Consider the following 24651-nt stretch of genomic DNA (forward strand, 5'->3'; position numbering starts at 1 on the left):
ACGGCCAGGCACACGGCGGTCACGCGGGTGCGGGGTTCCCCAGCAGCATGGTCGGGGCGCCCTTCACCCGGGTCAGGAACACGGTCGCCGAGTTGGGCCCCTGCGGCTTCACCTTGCGCCGCAACTCCTCCGGCTCGACGGCGGATCCGCGCTTCTTGACGGTCAGGACACCGACCCCGCGCTCCCGCAGCAGCCCCTTCAACTTCTTCACGCCGAAGGGGAGTTGATCGGTGATCTCGTAGGCGGTGGCGTACGGAGTGGGGTCGAGGGAGTCCGCGGTGATGTAGGCGATGGTCTCGTCGATCAGGCCGCCGCCGTCGAGTTCCTCGGCGACCTCCGCGACTAGGTGCGCCCGGATGACGGCCCCGTCGGGCTCGTACAAGTACCGTCCCAGGGGCCGCACTTGGGGGTCGGGCAGTCCCCGGCCGACGAGGGTCCGCGGCCCGGGCAGCAGGGTCGCGCGTACGGACCCGGCCTCTCCCGTGCCGAACCACAGCACGGCCTCCTTCACGTCCCCGGAGTCCGAGATCCACTCGGCCCCGGCCTCGGCGGGGACGGTCTCGTGCGGAATCCCGGGTGCGATCTTCAGCGCGGCGAGGGGCGCTTCGAGGGCGGTCCGCACGGCCCACGACAGCGGCGGCGAATAGGCCTCGGGATCGAAGACGCGCCCGCGCCCGCCCCGCCGGGCAGGATCCACGAACACGGCGTCGTACGCGGCTGTCGAGACCTCCGTGACATCCGCCTCGCGCACCTCGATCAGCTCGCCGAGCCCGAGCGCGTCGGCGTTCGCCCGCGCGACGGCCGCCGTCAGCGGGTCCCGGTCGACGGCGAGGACCCGGATCCCGGCCCGGGCGAGCGCGATCGCGTCACCGCCGATCCCGCAGCACAGGTCCGCCAGGGACCGCACACCGAGCTCCTGGAAACGCCGGGCCCGGTAGGCGGCGACACTCGCCCGGGTCGACTGCTCCACCCCGTTCGGCGTGAAGTACATCCGCTCCGCGTCCGCCGCGCCGAACTTCGCCACGGCCCGCTGCCGCAACCGCGCCTGCCCGAGCGCCGCCGACACGAGCCCGACGGGATACTCCCGCCGCAGCCGGGTCGCGACGGCCAGCTCCTGAGCGGGTTCGGTGTCCCGCACCTCGTCGAGCAGGGCGCGGCCCTGGTCCGTGAGCAGGGAGGCGAAGGCGGAGAGGGGATCGAGGTCGTTCACCGCCCCATTGTGGGCCAGTCGGTGGACGGGACGCGGTCGCCGGATGTGTCGAGGGCTTGTGAGGGGTGTGACCTGTGAGGATCCGGGTTCATGCGACTTGTACGACAAAATGACGGAAATGATGTCAATGGCGGCTCAGGGGGTGCCCGCTCAAGGGCGCGGGGAACTGCGCGACAAGCCTCCACCGTCCGGCAGGTCGCAATCCGGCCGTCCCGCGCGGCACGCACCGCTCTCGTCCTGCTGACGGTCACCGCACTGGCGGCCGGCTGCGGAGAGGCAACATCCACCACCGCCGAGCCGGCCGCAGGCCAACAGCTCCTGAAGGCCCCAGCGGCCCGGGCCATGGAGGCCTACGCCACCAAACTCCGCCAGGAGCAGCGCGCCCGCGCGACGGCGGCAAAACGGTGGGGCCTGGCCAAGCCCCCTCTGCCCGCACCCCCCGCCCCCAAGAAGAAGCCCGGCATCGGCACCCGTAAAGGCTTCGAGGTGGACGACCACGAAGGCCTGCCACCCGTCTTCACCACGATCCCCACCAAGGACAAGGTCGTCTTCCTCACCATCGACGACGGCGCCGAGAAGGACCCGGCGTTCCTGCGGATGATGAGCGAACTGAAGATCCCGTACACGGCCTTCCTGAGCGACTACCTCGTCAAAGAGGACTACGGCTACTTCAAGAAGATGCAGGACAGGGGCGTGGTCCTGAACAACCACACCCTCAACCACCGCTATATGCCGAACCTCTCCTACGAACGGCAGAAGCAGGAGATCTGCGGGATGCAGGACGTGATCGAGAAGCGCTACGGCAAGCGGCCGACCCTCTTCCGCCCGCCCTTCGGCAGCTACAACGAGAACACCCTGCGCGCGGCCAGGGCCTGCGGCATCAAGGCGGCCCCGCTGTGGAACGAGGAGGTCTTCGTCGACCGCTGGGACTACCGCGAGCTGGACCGGGACCTCCATCCCGGAGACATCGTTCTCAGCCATTTCCGCGGCAAGGAGCACTGGAAGGGCACGATGCCCGACATGGTCCGCCGCTTCCTGAAGCTGGTCACGGACAAGGGGTACGCGGTGGCGCGCATCGAGGACTACCTGTGATGAAGCGGCCGGCCGCCGCCGCGGCACTGCTCGCGGGGCTGGTCTGCCTGGCCGGCTGCGCCCAGTCCGTGGACCCCATCGAGCGGCTGGGCAAGAAGGCCGCGGAGAAGGTACGCACGTACGGGCCCACCGAGCACCCGTACCGCCGCTGGGGTCTGACCGCCCCGCTCGCCCCGGCGCCGAAGCCGCCCGACCGGCGGCCCTCCGCCCGCACCGCGGGGCCGGGTCTGCCGCCCGTCGTCGACCGCGTCGCCACCCGCGACCGGGTCGTCTTCCTGACCTTCGACGACGGTGCCGAGAAGGACCCGGGGTTCGTCGACATGGTCCGTGAACTGCGGCTGCCGGTCACGATGTTCCTCACGGACAGTGTGGTCGGGCCGGGGTACGCCCACTTCGGGCGGCTGCGCGCGGTCGGTGCGAGCGTGCAGAACCACACGCTCGATCACCCGTACCTGCCGGGCCTCCCCTACGCCGGCCAGCGCGCCGAGATCTGCGGCCAGCAGGAGAAGCTCAAGCAGCGCTTCGGAATCCGCCCGCGGCTCTTCCGCCCTCCCTACGGCGACTACAACTCCGACACCGTGCAGGCCGCCGCCGACTGCGGGCTCGCCGCCATCGTCCTCTGGCACGATGCCGACCGCCTCCGCCCGGGCGACATCCTCCACTGCCCCGAGGGCCGGAACGGTACGACCCTCACCCGAACAACCGCCAAGACCCTGAACCGAGCCCAGGACCAGGGCTTCACGGTGGCCCGCCTGGAGGACTACCTCTAGGGATTCTTCGCCCCCGCCGCCCCTACCCATTCCCGTCCCTTACTCAGGGGCTCCGCCCCCGAACCCCCGCTCCTCAAACGCCGGAGGGGCTGAAGATTTCGCGGGCTGGGAGGAAGACTTCGAGGCTGCGCTCAAGGCTCCGGGGCTGCGCGCAACACTTCGGGGCTGGGCCGAAGACTTCGGGGGCCGGCCTGAAGATTTCGGGGCTGGCGGAAGACGTCGGGGGCTGGCGGAAGACTTCGAGGGCTGGGCTGAAGATCTCGGGGCTGGTCTGAACGTGCCGGGGGCAGGGCCGAACTTCTATGGCCCGGTCCAGGCGCATCTCAGCCCGTCCGGCGTTTGAGGACGAGGCCGTTCAGGCCGATTGCGGGGGTCTGGGGGCGGCAGCCCTCAGGGGCGTTCACCCCGGTTCTGGGCGCCGAACACCCCCTGACCGCCGGAGGCAACTGGCACTCCGCTTGACCGAGTGCTAATCGCAGTCATAGTCTCAGGCCTGGCACTCACCGCAGGAGAGTGCCAATAGCGACGGGCAGGTCCGGCACCCGCGACGACGGATCCACCTGGTCGCCACCTCAGACAGTTAACCCCGTGAGATCTCCGAAGGGGGAGGTCGGATCGTGACGACCACCAGCTCCAAGGTTGCCATCAAGCCGCTTGAGGACCGCATTGTGGTCCAGCCGCTCGACGCCGAGCAGACCACGGCCTCTGGCCTGGTCATCCCGGACACCGCCAAGGAGAAGCCCCAGGAGGGCGTCGTCCTGGCCGTCGGCCCGGGCCGCTTCGAGAACGGCGAGCGTCTTCCGCTCGACGTCAAGACCGGCGATGTCGTGCTGTACAGCAAGTACGGCGGCACCGAGGTGAAGTACAACGGCGAGGAGTACCTCGTCCTCTCGGCTCGCGACGTGCTCGCGATCGTCGAGAAGTAATTCACCCGGCACCACCAGCATTCCCGGCATTACCAGCATTGCAGTGAACTGCGCCCCTGGCCCCCGCGACCTTATGAAGCCGGGCGTCGGGGGCGCAGTTCGTTTCACCCACGTTTTCCGAGAGGGCTGAACCGCTCCCATGGCGAAGATCCTGAAGTTCGACGAGGACGCCCGTCGCGCCCTCGAGCGCGGCGTCAACAAGCTTGCCGACACGGTCAAGGTGACGATCGGCCCCAAGGGCCGCAACGTCGTCATCGACAAGAAGTTCGGCGCACCCACCATCACCAACGACGGTGTCACGATCGCCCGCGAGGTCGAGATCGACGACCCGTACGAGAACCTCGGCGCCCAGCTGGTGAAGGAGGTGGCGACCAAGACCAACGACATCGCGGGTGACGGTACGACCACCGCCACCGTGCTGGCCCAGGCGCTCGTCCGCGAGGGCCTGAAGAACGTCGCCGCCGGCGCGTCCCCCGCCCTCCTGAAGAAGGGCATCGACGCGGCCGTCGCCGCGGTCTCCGAGGAGCTCCTCGCGACCGCGCGCCCGATCGACGAGAAGTCCGACATCGCCGCCGTCGCCGGTCTGTCCGCCCAGGACAGCCAGGTCGGCGAGCTCATCGCCGAGGCGATGGACAAGGTCGGCAAGGACGGTGTCATCACCGTCGAGGAGTCCAACGCCTTCGGTCTGGAGCTGGACTTCACCGAGGGCATGGCCTTCGACAAGGGCTACCTGTCGCCGTACTTCGTGACGGACCAGGAGCGCATGGAAGCCGTCCTGGACGACCCGTACATCCTGATCCACCAGGGCAAGATCTCCTCCATCCAGGACATGCTGCCGCTGCTGGAGAAGGTCATCCAGACCAACTCCTCCAAGCCGCTGCTGATCATCGCCGAGGACGTCGAGGGCGAGGCCCTGTCGACCCTGGTCGTGAACAAGATCCGCGGCACGTTCAACGCCGTCGCCGTGAAGGCCCCCGGCTTCGGTGACCGCCGCAAGGCGATGCTCGGTGACATGGCCGCGCTCACCGGCGCCGAGGTCATCGCCGAGGAGGTCGGCCTCAAGCTCGACCAGGTCGGCCTCGACGTGCTGGGCACCGCCCGCCGCGTCACCATCTCGAAGGACGACACGGTCATCGTCGACGGCGGTGGCGACACCGGTGCCGTGGCCGGCCGTGTCAACCAGATCAAGGCCGAGATCGAGAACACCGACTCCGACTGGGACCGCGAGAAGCTCCAGGAGCGCCTCGCGAAGCTGGCCGGCGGCGTGTGCGTCATCAAGGTCGGCGCCGCCACCGAGGTGGAGCTCAAGGAGAAGAAGCACCGCCTTGAGGACGCCATCTCCGCGACCCGCGCCGCGGTCGAGGAGGGCATCGTCTCCGGTGGTGGCTCCGCGCTGGTCCACGCCGTGAAGGTCCTCGAGGGCAACCTCGGCAAGACCGGCGACGAGGCGACGGGTGTCGCGGTCGTCCGCAAGGCCGCCGTCGAGCCGCTGCGCTGGATCGCCGAGAACGCCGGCCTGGAGGGTTACGTCATCACCTCCAAGGTCGCCGAGCTCGACAAGGGCCAGGGCTTCAACGCCGCGACCGGCGAGTACGGCGACCTGGTCAAGCAGGGCGTCATCGACCCGGTCAAGGTCACCCGCTCCGCCCTGGAGAACGCCGCCTCCATCGCCTCCCTGCTCCTCACGACCGAGACCCTGGTCGTCGAGAAGCCGGCCGAGGAAGAGGGCGACGCGGGCCACGGCCACGGTCACGGCCACTCTCACTAGGCGCAAGCCGCTTCCGGGCGGCCCGAGGGGGCGTACGTCCCTTTGAGCGCCCGGCGAAGGCCCGGTTCCCCGTCGCGGGGGACCGGGCCTTCGTGCTGCCGGGCTCTCGTGCCGTCGCCGCCGCACTCGGCCCGGCGCGGTCAGATCTCCAGCTGGTCCAGCACCCCGAGCTGGTCCATCAGCCCCAGCCGGTCGTACTGCCACCACCCCTCGACGATCTTGCCGTCCTCGCGGCACCGGTGAATGGTCATGCCGGTCATGGTGACCTTCTTGCCACTGCCCGGGATCCCCATGAAGTCACCCTTGTGGGTGCCGTTCCAGGTCCAGCGCGTACAGACCCGGTCGCCGTCGGAGATCTGGTCCTCGATGGTGAACATGAAGTCGAACCCGGCCCGCCACATGTCCACCTCGCGGCGCATGGCGTCCATCCCGATCACGTCCTGCTCGTTGGACGGATCGTGGTCGTGGTAGTTCTCCGCGACGGTCTCGTCCCACGACGGCAGCGTGCCCCTCCCGGCGAGCAGTCCGAAGAGATTACGGACGCTGGCCTTGTAGAGCCGCTCGTCCCGCACCACCTCGAGATCCGTGAACGTCGGCATCTCGTCACAGAGCGCCACCATCTCCCGGAAGATCCGGTCGGTCTCCGGAAGGTTCGAGTTCCGCATCGCCACCTCGAACGACGGAAACTCCACGATCTCGATGAAGTGCCCGGCGTTGTGCCGGTCCTTCCCGATCACGTTGTGCGTCGCGGTCCGCTTGCCCTTGGTCTGCTCGACCCAGGTGTCCATGAGCCGGTTCATCTCGTCGATCCGGCTCGTCTTGCAGTCGATCAGCTGTACGAAAGTCATGGCGCCGCCTCCCGGCACTTCGAGTCCGGTTGAATACGCCCATTTTAGTGAAAATCCCCTCCAGCCGTTTTTCGGCCGAAGGGGATTCCACCTGTGTCCGTGCCCGCGCTGTCCGCGCCCTCTACGTGATCCGTGCCGTTGCCTAAGTGCCCGTCCGTGTCACCGCGCACCAGCGGGCTCACTTCGGCCCGTACTTCCGCCCCGTCTTCGAACTGATCCCGCTGAGCAACGCCCGCGGTGTTACCTTCGCGACACCCATCAGGGCCTTGTAGCGCGGATCCGGGATGGACAGCGACTTGCCCCGGGCCAGGTCGGCCAGCGCGGCGGCGACCACCTTGTCGGCGTCCAGCCACATCCAGTTCGGGATGTTGTCCGTGCCCATCCCGGCCCGCTCGTGGAACTCGGTCCGCACGAACCCGGGGCACAGCGCCATCAGCCGGACACCGCTGCCGGACAGGTCCTTCGCCACGCCCTGCGTGAACTGCACGACCCACGCCTTCGACGCCCCGTACGTACCGCGCGGCAAGAACGCGGCCGTGGACGCCACGTTGACGACACCGCCGCGCCCCCGCGCCCGCATGGACTCGGCCGCCGCCGACGTCAGCCGGAGCACCGCCTCGCAGTGCACCTTGAGCATCTTCAGCTCGTCGGCCATCGGTACGTCCAGATAGAGGCCCTTGTTGCCGAAGCCCGCGTTGTTGATCAGCAGGTCGACCGCGTTCTTGCGGTCCGAGAGGCGGGCGGCCACCGCCTCGATGCCCGAGTCCGTCGCCAGATCCGCCGTCAGCACCTCCGCCTCGATGCCGTGCCGGTCGTGCAGTTCCGTCGCCTGCTCGCCGAGCCGCTTCTTGTCACGCGCCACCAGCACGAGGTTGTGCCCGTCGGAGGCGAGCCGCCGCGCGAAGGCGGCACCGATGCCCGCGGTCGATCCCGTAATCAGAGCCGTTGTCATGGCCCAAGATTAGTGACCTGTCTCATGCTGTCCGTGCGCCGAATGACCCGAAAGTGCACCCGTCGGCTGTCCCTTCCCCACAACCTCCACAACGACGAACTGCCCCGTCATCTCCAGGCCTTCGCGATGCGGCGGACGGCGGAGGGATTTGCGCGGAGTGTTCGGGTCGGCGGCGCGTCGGTGCCGAGCTCCGTCAACTCGCCCGACCGGGACGGCGGTCCCGGCTCACCTCGCGTCCTGGCCGTACTTCTCGACGTACTCCCGGGCCTTCTTCAGTGCCTCCGGGTGAAGCGCGTCGCCCGCCTCCAACACCTGTGGCAGCAGGCCCCGTTCGGTCGTGACGGCGCGGAACTGGAGGGCGACGGTCACCTCGTGGTCGGGCCGGTGGACGATCTCGATCGGGTCGCCCGCCCGCAGCTCACCCGGCTCGATCACCCGCAGATACGCACCGGGCGCGCCCTTCGCGGTGAACCGCTTGACCCACCCCTTCTCGCCCAGATGGCCCTGGAAGGTGAGACAGGGAATCCGCCCGGAGGTGACCTCCAGGACAACCTCGGAGCCGACCCGCCAGCGCTCCCCGATCCGCGCGCCGGACACGTCGACGCCCTCCGTCGTGAGGTTCTCCCCGAACATGCCGCTGGCCAGGGGGCGCCCCAGCTCGCGCTCCCAGTCGTCGAGGTCCTCGCGCGCGACGGCGTACACCGCCTGGTGGTCGCCGCCGTGGTGCCGCAGTTCGCACACCGCGTCCCTGGCGAGCCCGCTCGCGCCGACCCCCTTGGGCCCGGGCGCGGACACCCGCACCGGCCCGTCCACCGGCCGCTTGTCGATCCCGGTCACGCCGTCCGCCTGGTCCGTGTAGTCGACGGACTTGGGGCGGCCAAGGTTCAGAGACAGAAGCTTCATGACTGCACGCTAGACGGTACGATCCAAAGCCTCGACGCAATATTCGTCGCCGTATCCAAGATTCGCTTATGCTCGGAGGGTGATCGAGGCCCGTCATCTCCGTGTGCTGCGCGCCGTCGCCGCCACCGGCTCCTTCTCGGCGGCGGGGCGCGAACTGGGCTGCACCCAGCCCGCCGTCAGCCAGCAGATGAAGGCCCTGGAGGCCTCCGTCGGCACGCCCCTGCTGATCCGCACGGGCCGCGAGATGCGTATGACCCAGGCCGGCGAGGCCCTCGTACGGCATGCGGCGGGCATCATCGCCGGGCTGACGGCCGCCGAGGAGGAGGTCGCCGCGATCGCGGGCCTGCGGGCCGGCCGGGTCCGGCTCGTCTCCTTCCCCAGCGGCAGTTCCACGCTCGTACCGGCCGCGCTCGCCGCCCTGCGCGCCGCGCACCCCGGCACCCGCGTCTCCCTGGAGGAGGCCGAGCCGCCGCGCTCGGTCGAGATGCTGCGCGAGGGCGACTGCGACGTCACACTCGCGTTCCGGTACGAGGGCGCGGCGGGCGCCGAGGAGTGGGACGACCTGGTGGTACGGCCCCTGCTCAGGGACCGGCTCGTCGGCCTGGTCCCCGAGGGGCACCGGCTGGCCCGCGCGCGGACGGTCGCCATCGGCGAACTGGCCGACGAGCCGTGGATCGCCGGCTGCCCCCGCTGCCGCGGCCAGCTCGTCGAGGTCTGCGAGCGCGCGGGCTTCACACCGCGTATCGACTTCGCGACCGACGACTACCCGGCCGTGGTCGGCCTGGTCGGAGCGGGCCTGGGGGTCGCGGTCCTGCCGGAGCTCGCCATCGAGTCCGTACGCCCCAAGGGTGCGCGCACGGTGATGGTCGAGCCCGCCCTGCGGCGGGAGATCGTCGCGCTCACGCTGCCGGACCTCGCCCAGGTGCCCGCGGTGGCGGCCACACTGGATCAGCTGGCCCGGGCCGCGGCGCGCTGACCCGCCGGAGAGCCGCGGCGCGCCGACTCCTCGGGACAGTGGCTGACCTGCTGGAAGGCCGGCCTATGGGAGGGCTTGTCTGTCGGAAAGTAGGGGCACGCGCGCGTGCCCGTTCGAAGAAACGTTCCTTCAGTGATGTGACGGAGTGCCTCCGCCGGACGTCGACGCCGACGCCGAGACCAGGCGGTTGCGTGCCCGCCCCATGAGTTCCTCGCGCTCGTCCTCGGTGAGGCCGCCCCACACGCCGTACGGCTCGCGCACCGCCAGTGCGTGCGCCGCGCACTCCGCGCGTACCGGGCACCTCATGCAGACCTCTTTGGCCGAGTTCTCACGAGCGCTCCGTGCCGCACCGCGCTCGCCCTCCGGGTGGAAGAAGAGCGAGCTGTCGACCCCGCGGCAAGCCGCGAGGAGCTGCCAGTCCCACAGATCCGCGTTCGGTCCGGGAAGGCGGGAGAAATCTGCCATTTCGTTGTCCCCTTGTAGCCGTTCTGGGCGGTTACGTGCCCATGACCGTACATCTACGATCTAAGGAGATGAAAATATGACTCATTGCGAATCTAGCCTCAGACACCAGTAAATGGGAAGAAAAGCGGCTAAATGGGGCATAGGTTGTGATGAAACCTTGAGGGTCCGCCGTGGGTGTCTCCACCGTGTCCGCGCCCTCACGTAGAGTGCCGAACGTGGCTCACCGCCCCGTAACTCTTTCGGGTGACCGTCGTTGAGAGTGCGGAGGCGGTTGAAAGAACAAGCGCTCGGGCAAGCGTCCGAGAGCGTCAACCGCACAGGTGACGATTCGTACCAGCCTGGAGGCTCAAGGTGACGCGCATCAGCTGCGGAGGACGGCCATGACATCCGTCCTCGTCTGCGACGACTCCCCGCTTGCCCGAGAGGCGCTCCGCCGTGCGGTGGCGACCGTGCCCGGCGTAGAGCGCGTGACCACGGCGGCCAACGGCGAGGAAGTCCTCCGCCGCTGGGGTGCCGACCGTTCGGATCTGATTCTGATGGACGTACGCATGCCCGGTCTGGGCGGCGTGGAGACGGTCCGGCGGCTGCTGTCCGCCGACCCCGGTGCGCGCATCATCATGCTCACCGTCGCCGAGGACCTGGACGGTGTCGCACTCGCGGTCGCCGCCGGTGCCCGTGGCTATCTCCACAAGGACGCCTCCCGTGCGGAGCTGCGTGCGACCGTCACCCAGGCTCTCGCCGACCCGACCTGGCGGCTCGCGCCGCGCAGACTGCGGTCGGCCGAGATGGGCGCGGCGCCGACACTAACCGCGCGTGAGATCCAGGTCCTGGAAGGCATGAGCCACGGCCGGTCGAACGCGGAGATCGGCCGTGAGCTGTTCCTCTCCGAGGACACCGTCAAGACCCACGCGCGGCGGCTCTTCAAGAAGCTCGGCGCCTCGGACCGCGCGCACGCGGTGGCGCTCGGGTTCCGATGGGGCCTGGTCCGCTAGGTGAACCGCCGCGGGGGTACGGGTGTCCCCGCCCGCCGCACGGCGGGTGGGGCCGGACCCGACGGGGGATCGAAATCGGCCGTTCGGGCGCCCGATCCCCGTTTCCCGGCGGATGCCGCATCCTTGAGGTGTGGAGTTCCTCGGGAACGAGTCGGTCGAGCGGGAGGGGAGGGCGCAGGAGATGAGTTCCGGCGCACCTGCTCATAACGCTTCGGTGCACAACTACGGACGCGGTGCCACGGACAGGACGACGCCAAGGCACCATGGACCGATGCGTGACGACGAGGCGGCCACTGCCCAAGGGGCAATCGGTGCGCTCGTCCATCGCGCGGTCGACGGAGACGAGCAGGCCACGCACGACCTGCTCGCCCATGTCCATCCCCTCGCGATCCGCTACTGCCGCACACGTCTGTCCCGACTGCCGGGTGACGCACGGCACTTCGTGGAGGACCTGGCGCAGGAGGTCTGTGTCGCGGTGCTCCTCGCACTGCCGCGGTACAAGGACACCGGGCGCCCCTTCGAAGCCTTCGTCTTCGCCATCGCCGCGCACAAGGTCGCCGACCTGCAGCGCGCCGCGATGCGCCATCCCGGCTCGACGGCCGTGCCGTCGGACGAGATGCCCGAGCGGCCGGACGACTCGCTCGGCCCCGAGGAGCGTGCCCTCCTCAGCAGCGACGCCGAGTGGGCCAAGAAGCTCATGGCCAACCTCCCCGAGAACCAGCGGGAGCTCCTCCTGCTGAGGATCGCGGTGGGCCTCACGGCCGAGGAGACGGGCCAGATGCTGGGCATGTCACCGGGCGCGGTCCGCGTGGCCCAGCACAGGGCGCTGAGCCGTTTGCGGGCACTGGCGGAGCAGTAGGCGGGCGGACTTCGCGCGCTTTGCGGGGCTTCTGAGTGGGGCCTCTGGGCGGAGCGACGGGTTGGCATTCGGCGGGTGAACCGGTGGGCCGGGGGCACGTGCGGCCGGTGGGCCGGGCTCACGTGCGGCCAGACGGCTGGTGTGCCAGGTCAATGTGCTGCGGTCGCGCGACCGGTGCGCCAGGCCCATGTGCGGTCGGACCGCCGGTGCGCCGGGGCCGGTGATCGCCGGGTGAGCCTCTCGGCAGGGTGGGCTTTCTCATGCGTACGGCAAATTTTTTTCCGCCGTCCCGGGCGAGGCGCGGGGCGGCGACGCGGGGCACGGCCCGCTCAAGGCCCGTGCCCCCGGCGGGCGGGCGCCGGATGAACGCGGCGGTCGTCCTCCACGTACGAAGCTACGAAGCCCAGGGGCACCCGTAACCGTGGAATGAGAGAGCCATGCTTCCCGTTAGCATGGACATCCGCACCGATCAAGGCCATTTGGGGAAGGTGTCATGACTGCAAACGTCGACGGAGTGCCCGAGAAATTCGCGACACTCGGGCTGACCTACGACGACGTGCTGCTGCTGCCGGGCGCATCCGAGGTGCTGCCCAACGCGGTCGACACCTCGTCCCGCATCTCCCGCAACGTGCGCGTGAACATCCCGCTGCTGTCCGCGGCGATGGACAAGGTGACCGAGTCGCGCATGGCGATCGCCATGGCACGGCAGGGCGGTGTCGGCGTACTGCACCGCAACCTGTCCATCGAGGACCAGGTCAACCAGGTCGACCTCGTGAAGCGCTCCGAGTCCGGCATGGTCACCGACCCGATCACGGTGCACCCGGACGCGACGCTCGCCGAGGCCGACGCCCTGTGCGCCAAGTTCCGCATCAGCGGCGTGCCGGTTACCGACGGCAACAAGAAGCTGCTGGGCATCGTCACCAACCGTGACATGGCCTTCGAGACCGACCGCTCCCGTCAGGTGCGCGAGGTCATGACCCCGATGCCCCTGGTCACCGGCAAGGTCGGCATCTCGGGCAACGACGCCATGCAGCTGCTCCGCCGCCACAAGATCGAGAAGCTTCCGCTGGTCGACGACGCGGGCATCCTCAAGGGCCTCATCACGGTCAAGGACTTCGTGAAGGCCGAGAAGTACCCGAGCGCGGCGAAGGACGGCGAGGGTCGTCTCCTCGTCGGTGCCGCCGTCGGCGCGAGCCCCGAGGCCCTGGACCGGGCGCAGGCGCTCGCCGAGGCCGGTGCCGACTTCCTGATCGTCGACACCTCGCACGGGCACAACAGCAACGCCCTCAACTGGATGGCGAAGATCAAGTCGAGCGTCGGCGTCGACGTGATCGGCGGAAACGTCGCCACCCGTGACGGCGCCCAGGCGCTCGTGGACGCCGGTGTCGACGGCGTCAAGGTGGGCGTGGGCCCCGGTTCGATCTGTACCACCCGCGTGGTCGCCGGCATCGGCGTCCCGCAGGTCACCGCCATCTACGAAGCCGCCCTCGCGGCCCGCGCCGCGGGCGTCCCGGTCATCGGTGACGGCGGACTGCAGTACTCCGGAGACATCGGCAAGGCGCTGGCCGCCGGCGCCGACACGGTGATGCTCGGCAGCCTCCTCGCCGGCTGTGAGGAGTCGCCCGGCGAGCTGCTCTTCATCAACGGCAAGCAGTTCAAGTCGTACCGCGGCATGGGCTCGCTCGGGGCCATGCAGTCCCGCGGCCAGGGCAGGTCGTACTCGAAGGACCGCTACTTCCAGGCCGAGGTCGCCTCCGACGACAAGCTCGTGCCCGAGGGCATCGAGGGCCAGGTGCCCTACCGCGGCCCGCTGGCCAACGTCCTGCACCAGCTCGTCGGTGGCCTCCGCCAGACCATGGGCTACGTGGGCGCCGCCTCCATCGACGAGATGGAGACCAAGGGCCGCTTCGTACGGATCACGTCGGCGGGCCTCAAGGAGAGCCACCCGCACGACATCCAGATGACGGTCGAGGCGCCGAACTACAGCCGTAACCAGTAGTCGCCACCCAGCCGACACCCACGACGAGGGCGGTCCCGGAGCATCCGGGACCGCCCTCGTCGTGGGTGTCGGGGATACTGGGAGGCGCAGAAACGAAGAGGGAAAGGCCACACACGTGACTGAGATCGAGATCGGGCGCGGCAAGCGCGGCCGCCGGGCGTACGCCTTCGACGACATCGCCGTCGTCCCGAGCCGCCGTACGCGAGACCCGAAGGAGGTCTCGATCGCCTGGCAGATCGACGCCTACCGCTTCGAGCTGCCGTTCCTGGCCGCCCCCATGGACTCGGTCGTCTCGCCGGCCACCGCCATCCGTATCGGCGAGCTCGGCGGCCTGGGCGTCCTGAACCTCGAAGGCCTCTGGACGAGGTACGAGGACCCGCAGCCGCTCCTCGACGAGATTGCGGAGCTGGACGCGGACACCGCGACCCGCCGTCTCCAGGAGATCTACGCGGCTCCCATCAAGGAGGAGCTGATCGGGCAGCGCATCAAGGAGGTGCGCGACTCGGGCGTGGTCACCGCGGCCGCGCTCTCCCCGCAGCGCACCGCCCAGTTCTCCAAGGCCGTGGTGGACGCGGGTGTCGACATCTTCGTCATCCGCGGTACGACGGTGTCGGCCGAGCACGTGTCCGGTGCCTCCGAGCCGCTGAACCTGAAGCAGTTCATCTACGAGCTGGACGTCCCGGTCATCGTCGGCGGCTGCGCCACGTACACGGCGGCCCTGCACCTGATGCGTACGGGAGCCGCGGGCGTGCTCGTCGGCTTCGGCGGCGGCGCCGCGCACACCACGCGCAACGTGCTGGGCATCCAGGTCCCGATGGCCACCGCGGTCGCCGACGTGGCCGCGGCCCGCCGGGACTACATGGACGAGTCCGGCGGCCGGTACGTGCACGTGATCGCGGACGGCGGTGTCGGCTGGTCCGGCGACCTCCCCAAGGCGATCGCCTGCGGCGCCGACTCCGTGATGATGGGCTCCCCGCTCGCGCGCGCCACCGACGCGCCCGGCCGGGGCCACCACTGGGGCATGGAGGCCGTCAACGACGAGCTGCCGCGCGGCAAGAAGGTCGACCTCGGCACCGTCGGCACCATCGAGGAGGTCCTCGCCGGACCCTCGCACACGCCCGACGGCTCCATGAACTTCTTCGGCGCCCTGCGGCGGGCCATGGCCACGACCGGCTACAGCGAGCTCAAGGAGTTCCAGCGGGTCGAGGTCACGGTGGCGGACTCGCAGCACAAGCGGTAGCCGCACGGCACTTCGAGGGGCCCGGGCCGGGGTGGTCCGGGCCCTTTCGTGTGCCCAACTGGGCCTGGTGGGGCGCGTTTTGTGATGGGGGGCGCGTGGTTGCGTTCGGGACAAATGCGCGTCTGAAGGCCATATCTGGGCGGTAACGTCCCTGTTCGGCGCCCCAGTTGTGTGGGGTGCCCCCTTCCAAGGACATGGTTCCGGACCCCGGCCGTCGGGGCCCGGCCCGAGTTCCGACGTGCTGCCTACCGGGTCAATGGGTGGCGTCGTGGAAGGGGGCGCCCATGGGCCGCCATCGCAAGCCCACCCGCTGGGACCGGATCCGTCTGTGGACGGTGAAGTGCCGGAGGAGGTGGGTCTTGCGAATTTTCGGATGGTGAGCGGCCGCCCCCACACACACTAGGGGCGGACACTCCGTGAACCATCCTGGAGCCTGCCGCAGTGACCGCTGCGGTGGGCTCCTCCTTTTGTGAGCGGCCGCCCCTAAACACACTAGGGGCGGACACTCCGTGAACCATCCTGGAGCCTGCCGCAGTAGCCCCTGCGGTGGGCTCCACCTTTGGTGAGCGGCCGCCCCCATACACAGTAGGGGCGGACACTCCGTGATCCATCCTGGAGCCTGCCGCAGTGTCCCCTGCGGTGGCCTCCACTTTTGTACGGTACCGGCGTGGAGCGCTCCGTGCCACCAACCCCAGAGGCTCGGGACCGCCCCGCACGCCCCCGGTCACAACCTGTGCGCCGCCCCCGTAGGCGTAGCCCCCCGTGTGTCCAGCAGCAGCTGTGCCTTCACCGATAGCCCCTGAAGGTCGTACGTGCGGTGTTGCTGGAGGAGGATCGTCAGGTCCGCGTCGGCTGCCGCCTCGTAGAGGGAGTCCACGCGGGGGACCGGGCGGTCGAGGATGCTCCAGGACGGGACGAGCGGGTCGTGGTAGCTGACGGCGGCGCCGAGTTCCATCAGGCGGGTCGCGATCTCCTTGGCGGGGGAGCCCTGTTGGTCGGCGTGGTCGGGCTTGTAGGTGATGCCGAGGAGGAGCACGCGGGCGCCGCGGGCGGACTTGCCGTGCTCGTTGAGGAGCGTGGCCGCGCGCTGGATGACGTACTGCGGCATGTGGTTGTTGACCTGCTGGGCCAGTTCGACCATGCGCAGGGAGCGGGTCCTCGGGCCCGCGAGGTCCCGGGGGACGGCGTGGCCGCCTACGCCGGGGCCGGGGCGGAAGGCCTGGAAGCCGAACGGCTTGGTCTCGGCGCAGCGGATGACGTCCCACAGGTCGACGCCCAGGTCGTGGCAGAGGACCGCCATCTCGTTGACGAGGGCGATGTTGACGTGCCGGTAGTTGGTCTCCAGGAGCTGCACGGTCTCCGCTTCCCGTGGTCCACGCGCGCGTACGACCTTGTCGGTGAGGCGCCCGTAGAAGGCGGCGGCCGACTCGGTGCAGGCGGGGGTGAGGCCGCCGATGACCTTCGGGGTGTTGGCGGGGGTGTGGTCGCGGTTGCCCGGGTCGACGCGGCTGGGTGAGTACGCGAGGTGGAAGTCGCGGCCCGCGCGGAGACCGGAGCCCTCTTCGAGGAGCGGCCGGAGGAATTCCTCGGTCGTACCCGGGTACACGGGGGACTCCAGGATCACCGTGGTGTGCGGGCGCAGGTGTGCGGCCAGGGTGCGGGCGGCGTCGGCCAGTTGGCCCAGGTCGAGTGCGCCGTCCGCGCCACGCGGGGTCGGCGCGCAGATGACCGCGGTACGGACCCGGCCGAGTTCGGCCGGGTTGGTGGCCGGCCGGAAGCCCGTCGAGAGCATCCGGCGCTGGTCGGCCGCGGCCAGCGGCGCGGGGTCGCCGCACTGGTAGCCGAGTGTGGAGATGCCGGCGCTGACGGCGGCCTGAGCCAGGGGCAGGCCGAACTGGCCGAGACCGATGACGGCGAGATCTGCGGGCATGGCGGTGGGCCGTCCTTCCCAGTAACCGAAGGGGGACAAGGACGCAAGCCCTGTGGACAGAACGGGCGAGCGCAATGTCAGACTAGGAGTAAATATGACCGATTTGCGGGATTGCTCGGCTGTGTTTCTCCGGAAGTCACCGAGAGATATCCACAGGCGGACGGCTGGTGGTGGCCGAAGGCGGGCAACGGGTTGAGAATTTGGGCATGGGGGATGTGAGCCGGGCCTCGCCGGACGGGTGAGCCCGGCGCGACAGACAGCGGGAGGCAACTGTGCGGACAGCGACACTGGGACCGGCGGAGCGCGCCGAGTCACTCGCGGGAATGGCCGAGCACGAACTGGATGTGCTGGTCGTGGGAGCAGGCGTGGTCGGTGCGGGCACGGCACTGGACGCCGTGACCCGCGGTCTGTCCACCGGCCTGGTCGAGGCGCGTGACTGGGCGTCGGGCACGTCGAGCCGGTCGAGCAAGCTGATCCACGGAGGTCTGCGCTATCTGGAGATGCTCGACTTCCCGCTCGTACGGGAGGCGCTGAAGGAGCGCGGGCTGTTGCTGGAGAGGCTCGCGCCGCACCTCGTGAAGCCGGTTCCGTTCCTGTATCCCTTGCAGCACAAGGGCTGGGAGAGGCTGTACGCCGGTTCGGGCGTCGCGCTCTACGACGCGATGTCGATGGCGCGCGGGCACGGGCGCGGACTGCCGATGCACCGTCACCTGTCACGCCGTCACGCGCTGCGTGTCGCCCCCGCCCTGAAGAAGGACGCCCTGGTCGGCGCGCTGCAGTACTACGACGCGCAGATGGACGACGCCCGTTATGTAGCGACCCTGGTGCGCACGGCGGCGGCGTACGGAGCGAAGGTCGCCAACCGCGCGCGTGTGACCGGCTTCCTGCGCGAGGGCGAGCGGGTCGTCGGTGCCAAGGTGCAGGACGTCGAAGGCGGCGGGGAGTACGAGGTCCGCGCCAAGCAGGTCGTCAACGCCACCGGGGTGTGGACGGACGACACCCAGGCGATGGTGGGCGAGAGGGGCCAGTTCCACGTCCGGGCGTCCAAGGGCATCCATCTGGTCGTACCGAAGGACCGGATCACCTCGACGACCGGACTGATCCTGCGTACGGAGAAGTCCGTGCTGTTCGTGATCCCCTGGGGCCGGCACTGGATCATCGGGACGACGGACACCGACTGGGACCTCGACAAGGCGCACCCGGCGGCGTCCAGCGCGGACATCGACTACCTGCTGGAGCATGTGAACTCCGTCCTCGCCGTGCCGCTGACACGTGATGACGTGGAGGGGGTGTACGCGGGGCTGAGGCCGCTGCTCGCCGGCGAGTCGGACGCCACGAGCAAGCTGTCGCGCGAGCACACCGTGGCGCATCCGGTGCCGGGGCTCGTGGTCGTGGCCGGCGGCAAGTACACGACGTACCGGGTGATGGCCAAGGACGCGGTGGACGAGGCGGTGCACGGGCTCGACCAGCGGGTCGCGGAGTGCGTCACCGAGGACATCCCGCTGATCGGTGCCGAGGGGTACCGGGCGCTGTGGAACGCGCGGGCGCGGACCGCCGCGCGGACCGGACTCCATGTGGTGCGCGTGGAGCACCTGTTGAACCGGTACGGATCGCTCGCGGAGGAGCTGCTCGACCTCATCGCCGCGGACGCCTCGCTGGGCGAGCCGCTGCCCGCCGCCGAGGACTATCTGCGCGCCGAGATCGTCTATGCCGCCTCGCACGAGGGGGCACGGCATCTCGACGACGTGCTGACCCGGCGGACACGCATCTCGATCGAGACCTTCGACCGGGGTACGCGCAGCGCGCGGGAGGCCGCTGAGCTCATGGCGCCGGTGCTGGGCTGGGACAAGGACCAGATCGAGCGCGAGGTCGAGCACTACGAGAAGCGGGTGGAGGCGGAGCGGGAGTCGCAGCGGCAGCCGGACGACCTGACGGCCGACGCGGCTCGGCTGGGGGCGCCGGACATCGTGCCGTTGTAGGGGCGGTGGCGGCGGCGCACGTGCGATGGGGCCCGGGAATCCGAGTGGAGGGTTCCCGGGTGTCACTCGAACGAGTGTCCTGAGCTGGGATCTCTGCTCGGAACCCGGTCGTTTCAAGGGGTGCGGGGGCAGAACTCGGCGGCGAGAAGGGCCGGTTCGAGGTCGGGCAGAGGAGGGTCAGGCACACAGGAAGAGTCAGTAGCGTCCTCGGAGGTGGCATGAGGTGCTTCCTCGGCGCTGCTCATCGTGAGGGACGGGCTCGGCCGGGTGACGGGCGGGGCAGGTGAGGGGCGGCGCGGGGAAGGAATGCTTCCGCGAGGGGGCACCCGGGGCGTCGGACGGTGGTCGGGTGGGTGACAATGGAGGCTCTGTCAGGGCGGGTTGCATGAGGGGACGCATGTCGGAGGCGGAGCGCGCGGGAGCATCCCGGCAGGACGAGAGCGATCGTCTTCTCGCCGGGCGATACCGGCTGGGAGGAGTCCTCGGACGCGGCGGCATGGGCACCGTGTGGCGGGCCAAGGACGAGACGCTGGGCCGGACGGTCGCGGTCAAGGAACTGCGGTTGCCGGCGCGGATCGACGAGGACGAGAAGCGGCGGCTGATCACGCGGACCTTCCGTGAGGCCAAGGCCATCGCGCGGATCCGGAACAACGGCGCGGTGACGGTCTATGACGTGATCGACGAGGACAACCGGCCGTGGATCGTGATGGAGCTCGTCGAGGGCAAGTCGCTCGCCGAGGTCATCCGTGAGGACGGGCTGCTCACGCCGAAGCGCGCGGCCGAGGTGGGGCTGGCCATCCTCGACGTGCTGCGTTCGGCGCACCGCGAGGGCATCCTGCACCGGGACGTGAAGCCGTCGAACGTGCTCATCGCCGAGGACGGCCGGGTCGTGCTCACCGACTTCGGCATCGCACAGGTGGAGGGCGACCCGTCCATCACCTCGACCGGCATGCTCGTCGGCGCGCCCTCGTACATCTCGCCCGAGCGTGCGCGAGGGCACAAGCCCGGCCCCGCGGCCGACCTTTGGTCGCTCGGTGGGCTGCTGTACGCGTCGGTGGAAGGCGTGCCGCCGTACGACAAGGGATCCGCCATCGCGACGCTCACCGCGGTGATGACGGAGCCGATGGAGCAGCCGAAGAACGCCGGGCCGCTGGAGAAGGTCATCTACGGGCTGCTCGTCAAGGACCCCGAGCAGCGGCTCGACGACGCCGGGGCCCGGACGATGCTCACCGAGGTCATCCACGCGCCCGAGCCCAAGGACGAGCCGGAGCCGCAGGACGCGACGAAGGTCGTGCCGTTGCCCGAACTGCCGGTGGACGCCCCTGCCAAGAAGAAGAGTTCGGGCGGCAGGTCCGCCGGCGGGAACAAGAAGGGCGAGGAGCCGGTGGAGCGGCTCCGCGGGGCGCTGCGTTCCGTGCGGAAGGGCAAGGGTGCTGCTGCGGCCGCGGCGGCGGGTGCTGCCGCGGTGGTCGGAACCGGGAAGACCGGTGCAGAGAAGACCGGTGCCAAGGCCGGTGCCGGGGAAGCCGCGGGCGCCGAGGCGCCGACCTCGCCGGAGGGGGCGGACGGCAAGGCCGCCAAGGCCTCGAACTCGACCTCGGCTTCAGCCTCGGCCGCTCCTGCGACCTCCTCTTCCCCCTCCTCCTCCGCCCCCGCTTCGCCTTCCTCTTCCCCTGCTGCCTCCCCCGCTGCCGCTGCTTCTGGCTCGGACTCCGAGGCTGTTTCCCGGTCTGCCTCCGTGGGTGCGGCCGGTTCGGCCAAGGGGCGGGCTTCTGCTGCCTCCGAAGTGAACTTCAGTTCGGTGGGCGGGAGTTCGGGTGGTCCCGGGGACACGCATCCGCGGACCGTCGCGCCCAGGGCCTCGCTCACCGATGTGGTGCCCCGGCGGACGTTGGTGATCGTCGCAGTGGTCGTCGTGCTGGCCGTGCTGGGCACGATCCTCGCCGTCACGCTCAGTGGCGGCGACGACTCCGGAGCAAACGAGAACAAGGGCGGCGACGACAAGTCGGCGTCCAGCGGGGCGAGTGCGGGCAGCGATACCAAGCAGGACGAGAACAGCGGTACCGAAAAGGACAACGGAGAGAAGACCGACTCCGCCGGCGGGGACGCGAACACCGGCAGTTCGCCGAGTGCGAGTGCTTCGAGCGGGACCGGCGGTTCGAACGACGACTCCGGCAGCGGTTCGGGAGACGGCGCCGCGGAAACATACAAGAGCGGGCAGGGGTTCTCGATCGGGCTGCCCAAGGGATGGAAGTACGAGTCCACGAGTGCGGCCGGGTCCCGGTTCGCCGGTCCTGACGGGCAGAAGCTGCTGGTCGGGTGGACGACGACGCCCAAGAGCGACCCGGTGGCGGACTGGAAGAACCAAGAGCAGTTCATGCAGCGTCCGCAGTACAAGCGCATCCGAATAGAGAAGGTGGACTACCGCGGCTGGAACACCGCCGACTGGGAGTTCACCTACGTGGACAGTGGGACGCAGTATCGGTCGATAGACCGAGGGTTCGTCGTCAACGACAGCCTCGGATATGGGCTCATGTACACCGCGAAGGGCTCGAAATGGGACACCGAGCTTCGTAAAAACACGTGGCAGACGCTTACGAAGTCGTTCGAACCGAAGTCCTGAGGGGCACGAGATTCCTGAGATCTCGCATCTCCTCACTGTGGGTTGCCTCCGGCACGTATCGTGAGTGGTTGCGGACCGTACGCAGCCACATCTGCAGCCACAACGGGACGCATGGCGAACGGAATTGACCAACCGGGCGGCCGGGGGAGGCATCGTGGACGACTATGCGGGACGGGTACTCGCCGACCGTTACCGTCTGCCGCTGCCGCCGTCGGACGAGTACGAACTCGCCGAGACCCGGGCCTTCGACACGTACAGCGGACAGGAAGTCCTGGTCCGGCAGGTGCCGTTGCCCGAGATCGTCGAGGCGGAGGTGCTCGACGCGGACGGGCTGCCCGACGGGTTCGTGGCCCGGGACGCCGGGGTGCGGCGGGCGTCCGCGCGGACCACACGGCGGCCCACCGAACCGGCGGTGCGGCGGGCGATCGAGGCCGCGCAGGCCGCGGCCCAGATTCCCGACCACCCGCGGCTCGACCAGGTCTTCGACGTGTTCGCCGAGGGCGGGTCGTTGTGGATAGTGAGTGAGATGGTGGCCGCGCGGCCACTGGCGGCGCTGCTCGCGGAGCGACCGCTGAGTCCGTACCGGGCCGCCGAGGTCGCCTCCGATGTGCTGACCGCGCTGCGGGTGCTGCACGGCCACGGCTGGGTGCACCGGAACATCACCGCGCGCACGGTGCTCGTCTGCGACGACGGGCGCGTGATGCTCACGGGGCTTGCCGCGGGGGCCGCGGAGGAGGCGCTGTGCGGGTACGACCCGGTGCCTGCCGCCGACGGTGAGGGCGAGGCGGGCGGCTCCGGAACGGCGGGCGGTGCGCCGGGGCAGACAGGTCAGGCGGGGCAGACAGGTCAGGCTGGTCCGGCAGGCTCGGCCGGGCCTCACAGCCAGGTCGGTCAGCACGGGCAGTCCCAGCAGGGTGGTTCCGGTGGTGTGCCCGGTGCGCGGGTTGCCGGTGGTGGTCGTGCCGCCGTCGAGGCCGTGCCAGGAGGCGGCGGAGCGCTGGCGCCCGTCACTCGGGCACAGGCGTCGGCCGCGGGGCAGCGGGCGCTGGACGCCGGCGGTGATGTGCGGGCCGCGCGGGCCGGTGCCATCGCGGCCTACCGCGCGGGCGCGCGGGCCGCGGCCCGGGTGCAGGAGGAACAGCGGGGCGGCCGGAACGCGGCGTTGCCCGCGCCGAGGTCCCGGCCCGCCGAGGGTGAGGCCGAGGCCGAGGTCGGACAGATCTCCGGGCTCGGAGTGGAGCGCACCTCGCCGCCGGGGCAGATCGCCGACCCGTACGGGGTGGGGCGGACCAGCTCCTGGCACGGCGCGGCGCCGCGTCATGGTGCGCCCGCGCTGGGCGGGAACGGACAGGACCAGCCTCCCGCGTTGCCCGGTGCCGGAAGCAGCGGCAATGGCGGCAACGGGGGCAATGGGGGCGGCGTATCGGGCCACGGTGACGGCAGCGGATACCCCGGGAACGGCAACGGCGTGTCCCACACCGGGACGAGCAACGGCATCGCCGGCCACTTCGCCCACACCTCTGACCCCGCCTACAGCACAGACACCGCCCACGGCACAGACCCCGCCTACAGCTTGGACCCTGCCTACGGCGCAGACCCCGCCCACGCCGCCGGCGCCACCACCGGGGCGCCCACCCAGTGGAGCCGGCTGACCGCCGACCCCGCGCCCGCCACCCATCGGGGCCCCGCCACCGCGCTGGCGGCCGAGCGGGCGCGGCAGGCGCGGATGGCTGTTGTCGGACCGGTCACCGAGCGCTGGGCGCCCGAGCAGGCCGGGCCGGTGCACGAGAACTGGCAGTTGGCGGCGCCGATCGGGCCCGCGACAGACCTGTGGGCGTTGGGGGCGCTGCTCTTCCGGGCCGTTCAGGGGCACGCGCCCTACCCCGAGGAGAACACCGCCGAGCTGGTGCAGCTGGTGTGCGCGGAGCCGCCCGCGTTCGCCGAGGAGTGCGGGCCGCTGCGGCCGGTCGTGGAGTCGTTGCTCCGCCAGGACCCCACCGAGCGGCTGGACTTCGAGGAGCTGCGCGGCTGGCTGCGGTCGCTGGTGCGGTCGGCGCCCGAGCCGGAGGCCGGGACGTACGTGGTGGCCGCGCCGCCCGTGGATCCCAAGCGGCTGCCCGTCGTGCGCCGCCGGGGCGAGCTCGTCCGAAGGCGCCGCGCGGGGCTGCCCGACACCAGCCCGCACGGCCGCCACAAGCGGTCCAAGCGGGAGGCCAAGCCCCGTCGACTCGGCCGCACGCTGCTCCTGCTGATACTGCTGGCCATGGCGGCGGCCGTCGCGTATGCCGTGGCCTTCATGCCCAAGTCCGACAACGCCGGGGAGCGGACCGGTTCCGCGGGGGACATCGCCACTCCGAGCCCGGGACACTCGGCCGACACGGACACCGGCACGGACGGGAACGCGGGCACGGATCCGCAGGACGAGAAGTCTCCGAGCAAGGAGAACAGTCCGACGCAGTCGTCCAGTTCCAGCACGCAGACCACCGGACCCGAGGTCGCGCAGGGCTTCACCCTGCGCAAGGACTCCGAGGGGTTCCGTGTCGCGGTCGCCAACGGCTGGGACCGGACGGGGAAGAACGGCCGCGGCCAGATCGTCTACTCCCAGGGCGACTTCGAGCTCCTGATCGTGCCCGGCCGCGACACGACCAGCCAGTACGGCACTGATCCGATGTCGTACCAGCGTGAGGACGAGCGGGAGTTGCAGCCGTTCCGCGACTCGACGTGGGCCACTTCCAGCGGGATGCGGCGCATAGAGGTGGGCGGACGGACCATGGCCGAGGGGCAGTTCACCTGGCAGGACTCCCAGGGCCGCGAGGTCTTCGTACGCAACCTCGCGATCATCGTCGACGGGCGGTACCACGTGGTGCAGGTGCTCGGTCCGGAGGCCGAGCGGGACGAGGTGACGCGGCTCTACGAGCAGGCGTCGGCGTCCTATCAGGCCACGGGCTGAGACCTGTCAGGCCACGGGCTTGGGCCTGTCAGGCGACGGACTGAGACCTTGTCAGGCCCCGGGGCCGGAGCCTGTCAGACCACTGGCCGGCCTCCGATCGCCGGGCCGTAACCGCTCGTTCACGCTCGGGCGAACCGTCACAGTGCTGTCTCCGTAGGGCCCCGCCGGT

At 70.2% G+C, this 24651-nt stretch carries 18 protein-coding genes; 12 read left to right on the top strand and 6 right to left on the bottom strand.

Translation table 11 applies throughout. The features are described 5' to 3' along the window. Positions 1-19: 19 nt before the first annotated feature. The gene (locus tag ACN20J_RS29915) at positions 20-1210 is read right to left on the bottom strand and encodes a THUMP-like domain-containing protein (protein ID WP_419667218.1); all 1191 of its coding nucleotides are present in this window, start codon (positions 1208-1210) and stop codon (positions 20-22) included. A gap of 90 nt (positions 1211-1300) precedes the next feature. On the opposite strand from ACN20J_RS29915, the gene ACN20J_RS29920 reads away from it, so the two are divergent. From ACN20J_RS29920 to groL, 4 genes are all read left to right on the top strand, one after another. Beyond that, positions 1301-2302 carry a polysaccharide deacetylase family protein gene (locus ACN20J_RS29920; RefSeq protein WP_419667219.1) on the top strand — a complete coding sequence of 334 codons (1002 nt, stop codon included), beginning with the start codon at positions 1301-1303 and terminating at the stop codon, positions 2300-2302. Continuing rightward, positions 2302-3072, top strand: a complete 771-nt coding sequence (locus tag ACN20J_RS29925; RefSeq protein ID WP_419667220.1) for a polysaccharide deacetylase family protein — start codon at positions 2302-2304, stop codon at positions 3070-3072. Before ACN20J_RS29920 ends, ACN20J_RS29925 begins: the two co-directional genes overlap by 1 nt. Positions 3073-3689: 617 nt before the next feature. Continuing rightward, on the top strand, positions 3690-3998 hold the full coding sequence (gene groES / locus ACN20J_RS29930; RefSeq protein WP_015035628.1) for a co-chaperone GroES: 309 nt from the start codon (positions 3690-3692) through the stop codon (positions 3996-3998). A 139-nt stretch (positions 3999-4137) separates the two neighbouring features. Continuing rightward, positions 4138-5766: a chaperonin GroEL gene (groL, locus tag ACN20J_RS29935; RefSeq protein WP_189837167.1), complete on the top strand. Its 1629-nt coding sequence runs from the start codon at positions 4138-4140 to the stop codon at positions 5764-5766. A gap of 140 nt (positions 5767-5906) precedes the next feature. Here groL and ACN20J_RS29940 read toward each other — a convergent pair whose 3' ends face one another. The 3 genes from ACN20J_RS29940 to ACN20J_RS29950 form a co-directional block, all read right to left on the bottom strand. After that, positions 5907-6614 (bottom strand): ester cyclase, encoded by a 708-nt coding sequence (locus ACN20J_RS29940; protein ID WP_189837168.1) that lies wholly within the window; start codon positions 6612-6614, stop codon positions 5907-5909. A 178-nt stretch (positions 6615-6792) separates the two neighbouring features. Beyond that, positions 6793-7566: an SDR family NAD(P)-dependent oxidoreductase gene (locus ACN20J_RS29945; RefSeq protein WP_189837169.1), complete on the bottom strand. Its 774-nt coding sequence runs from the start codon at positions 7564-7566 to the stop codon at positions 6793-6795. Positions 7567-7791: 225 nt separating this feature from the next. Continuing rightward, positions 7792-8469, bottom strand: a complete 678-nt coding sequence (locus ACN20J_RS29950; protein ID WP_419667221.1) for an MOSC domain-containing protein — start codon at positions 8467-8469, stop codon at positions 7792-7794. A gap of 79 nt (positions 8470-8548) precedes the next feature. On the opposite strand from ACN20J_RS29950, the gene ACN20J_RS29955 reads away from it, so the two are divergent. Next, positions 8549-9445: a LysR family transcriptional regulator gene (locus tag ACN20J_RS29955; RefSeq protein WP_189837171.1), complete on the top strand. Its 897-nt coding sequence runs from the start codon at positions 8549-8551 to the stop codon at positions 9443-9445. 129 nt (positions 9446-9574) lie between these two features. Here ACN20J_RS29955 and ACN20J_RS29960 read toward each other — a convergent pair whose 3' ends face one another. After that, positions 9575-9910: a WhiB family transcriptional regulator gene (locus ACN20J_RS29960; protein WP_189837172.1), complete on the bottom strand. Its 336-nt coding sequence runs from the start codon at positions 9908-9910 to the stop codon at positions 9575-9577. A 380-nt stretch (positions 9911-10290) separates the two neighbouring features. On the opposite strand from ACN20J_RS29960, the gene ACN20J_RS29965 reads away from it, so the two are divergent. From ACN20J_RS29965 to ACN20J_RS29980, 4 genes are all read left to right on the top strand, one after another. Then, complete coding sequence (locus tag ACN20J_RS29965) at positions 10291-10902, top strand: response regulator transcription factor (RefSeq protein ID WP_003948568.1); 612 nt, start codon at positions 10291-10293, stop codon at positions 10900-10902. Positions 10903-11173: 271 nt separating this feature from the next. Further along, a complete protein-coding gene (locus tag ACN20J_RS29970) occupies positions 11174-11761 on the top strand; it encodes a sigma-70 family RNA polymerase sigma factor (RefSeq protein ID WP_055612680.1) in 588 nt (195 codons plus the stop codon). Between the two features lie 493 nt (positions 11762-12254). After that, positions 12255-13760, top strand: a complete 1506-nt coding sequence (gene guaB, locus ACN20J_RS29975) for an IMP dehydrogenase (RefSeq protein ID WP_055612679.1) — start codon at positions 12255-12257, stop codon at positions 13758-13760. A gap of 115 nt (positions 13761-13875) precedes the next feature. Then, complete coding sequence (locus tag ACN20J_RS29980; RefSeq protein ID WP_055612678.1) at positions 13876-15000, top strand: GuaB3 family IMP dehydrogenase-related protein; 1125 nt, start codon at positions 13876-13878, stop codon at positions 14998-15000. A gap of 724 nt (positions 15001-15724) precedes the next feature. Here ACN20J_RS29980 and ACN20J_RS29985 read toward each other — a convergent pair. After that, positions 15725-16930 carry a nucleotide sugar dehydrogenase gene (locus ACN20J_RS29985; RefSeq protein ID WP_055612677.1) on the bottom strand — a complete coding sequence of 402 codons (1206 nt, stop codon included), beginning with the start codon at positions 16928-16930 and terminating at the stop codon, positions 15725-15727. A 272-nt stretch (positions 16931-17202) separates the two neighbouring features. Here ACN20J_RS29985 and ACN20J_RS29990 point away from each other — a divergent pair, with 272 nt between their 5' ends. From ACN20J_RS29990 to ACN20J_RS30000, 3 genes are all read left to right on the top strand, one after another. Continuing rightward, positions 17203-18909, top strand: coding sequence for a glycerol-3-phosphate dehydrogenase/oxidase (locus ACN20J_RS29990; RefSeq protein WP_190229523.1), 1707 nt, complete (start codon positions 17203-17205; stop codon positions 18907-18909). 397 nt (positions 18910-19306) lie between these two features. Beyond that, a complete protein-coding gene (locus ACN20J_RS29995; RefSeq protein ID WP_419667222.1) occupies positions 19307-21532 on the top strand; it encodes a serine/threonine-protein kinase in 2226 nt (741 codons plus the stop codon). 154 nt (positions 21533-21686) lie between these two features. Beyond that, positions 21687-24482, top strand: a complete 2796-nt coding sequence (locus ACN20J_RS30000) for a protein kinase (protein ID WP_419667223.1) — start codon at positions 21687-21689, stop codon at positions 24480-24482. Positions 24483-24651: the final 169 nt, after the last annotated feature.

This window comes from Streptomyces sp. 2-1, assembly GCF_048564895.1.
Classification (GTDB): Bacteria; Actinomycetota; Actinomycetes; order Streptomycetales; family Streptomycetaceae; genus Streptomyces; species Streptomyces phaeochromogenes.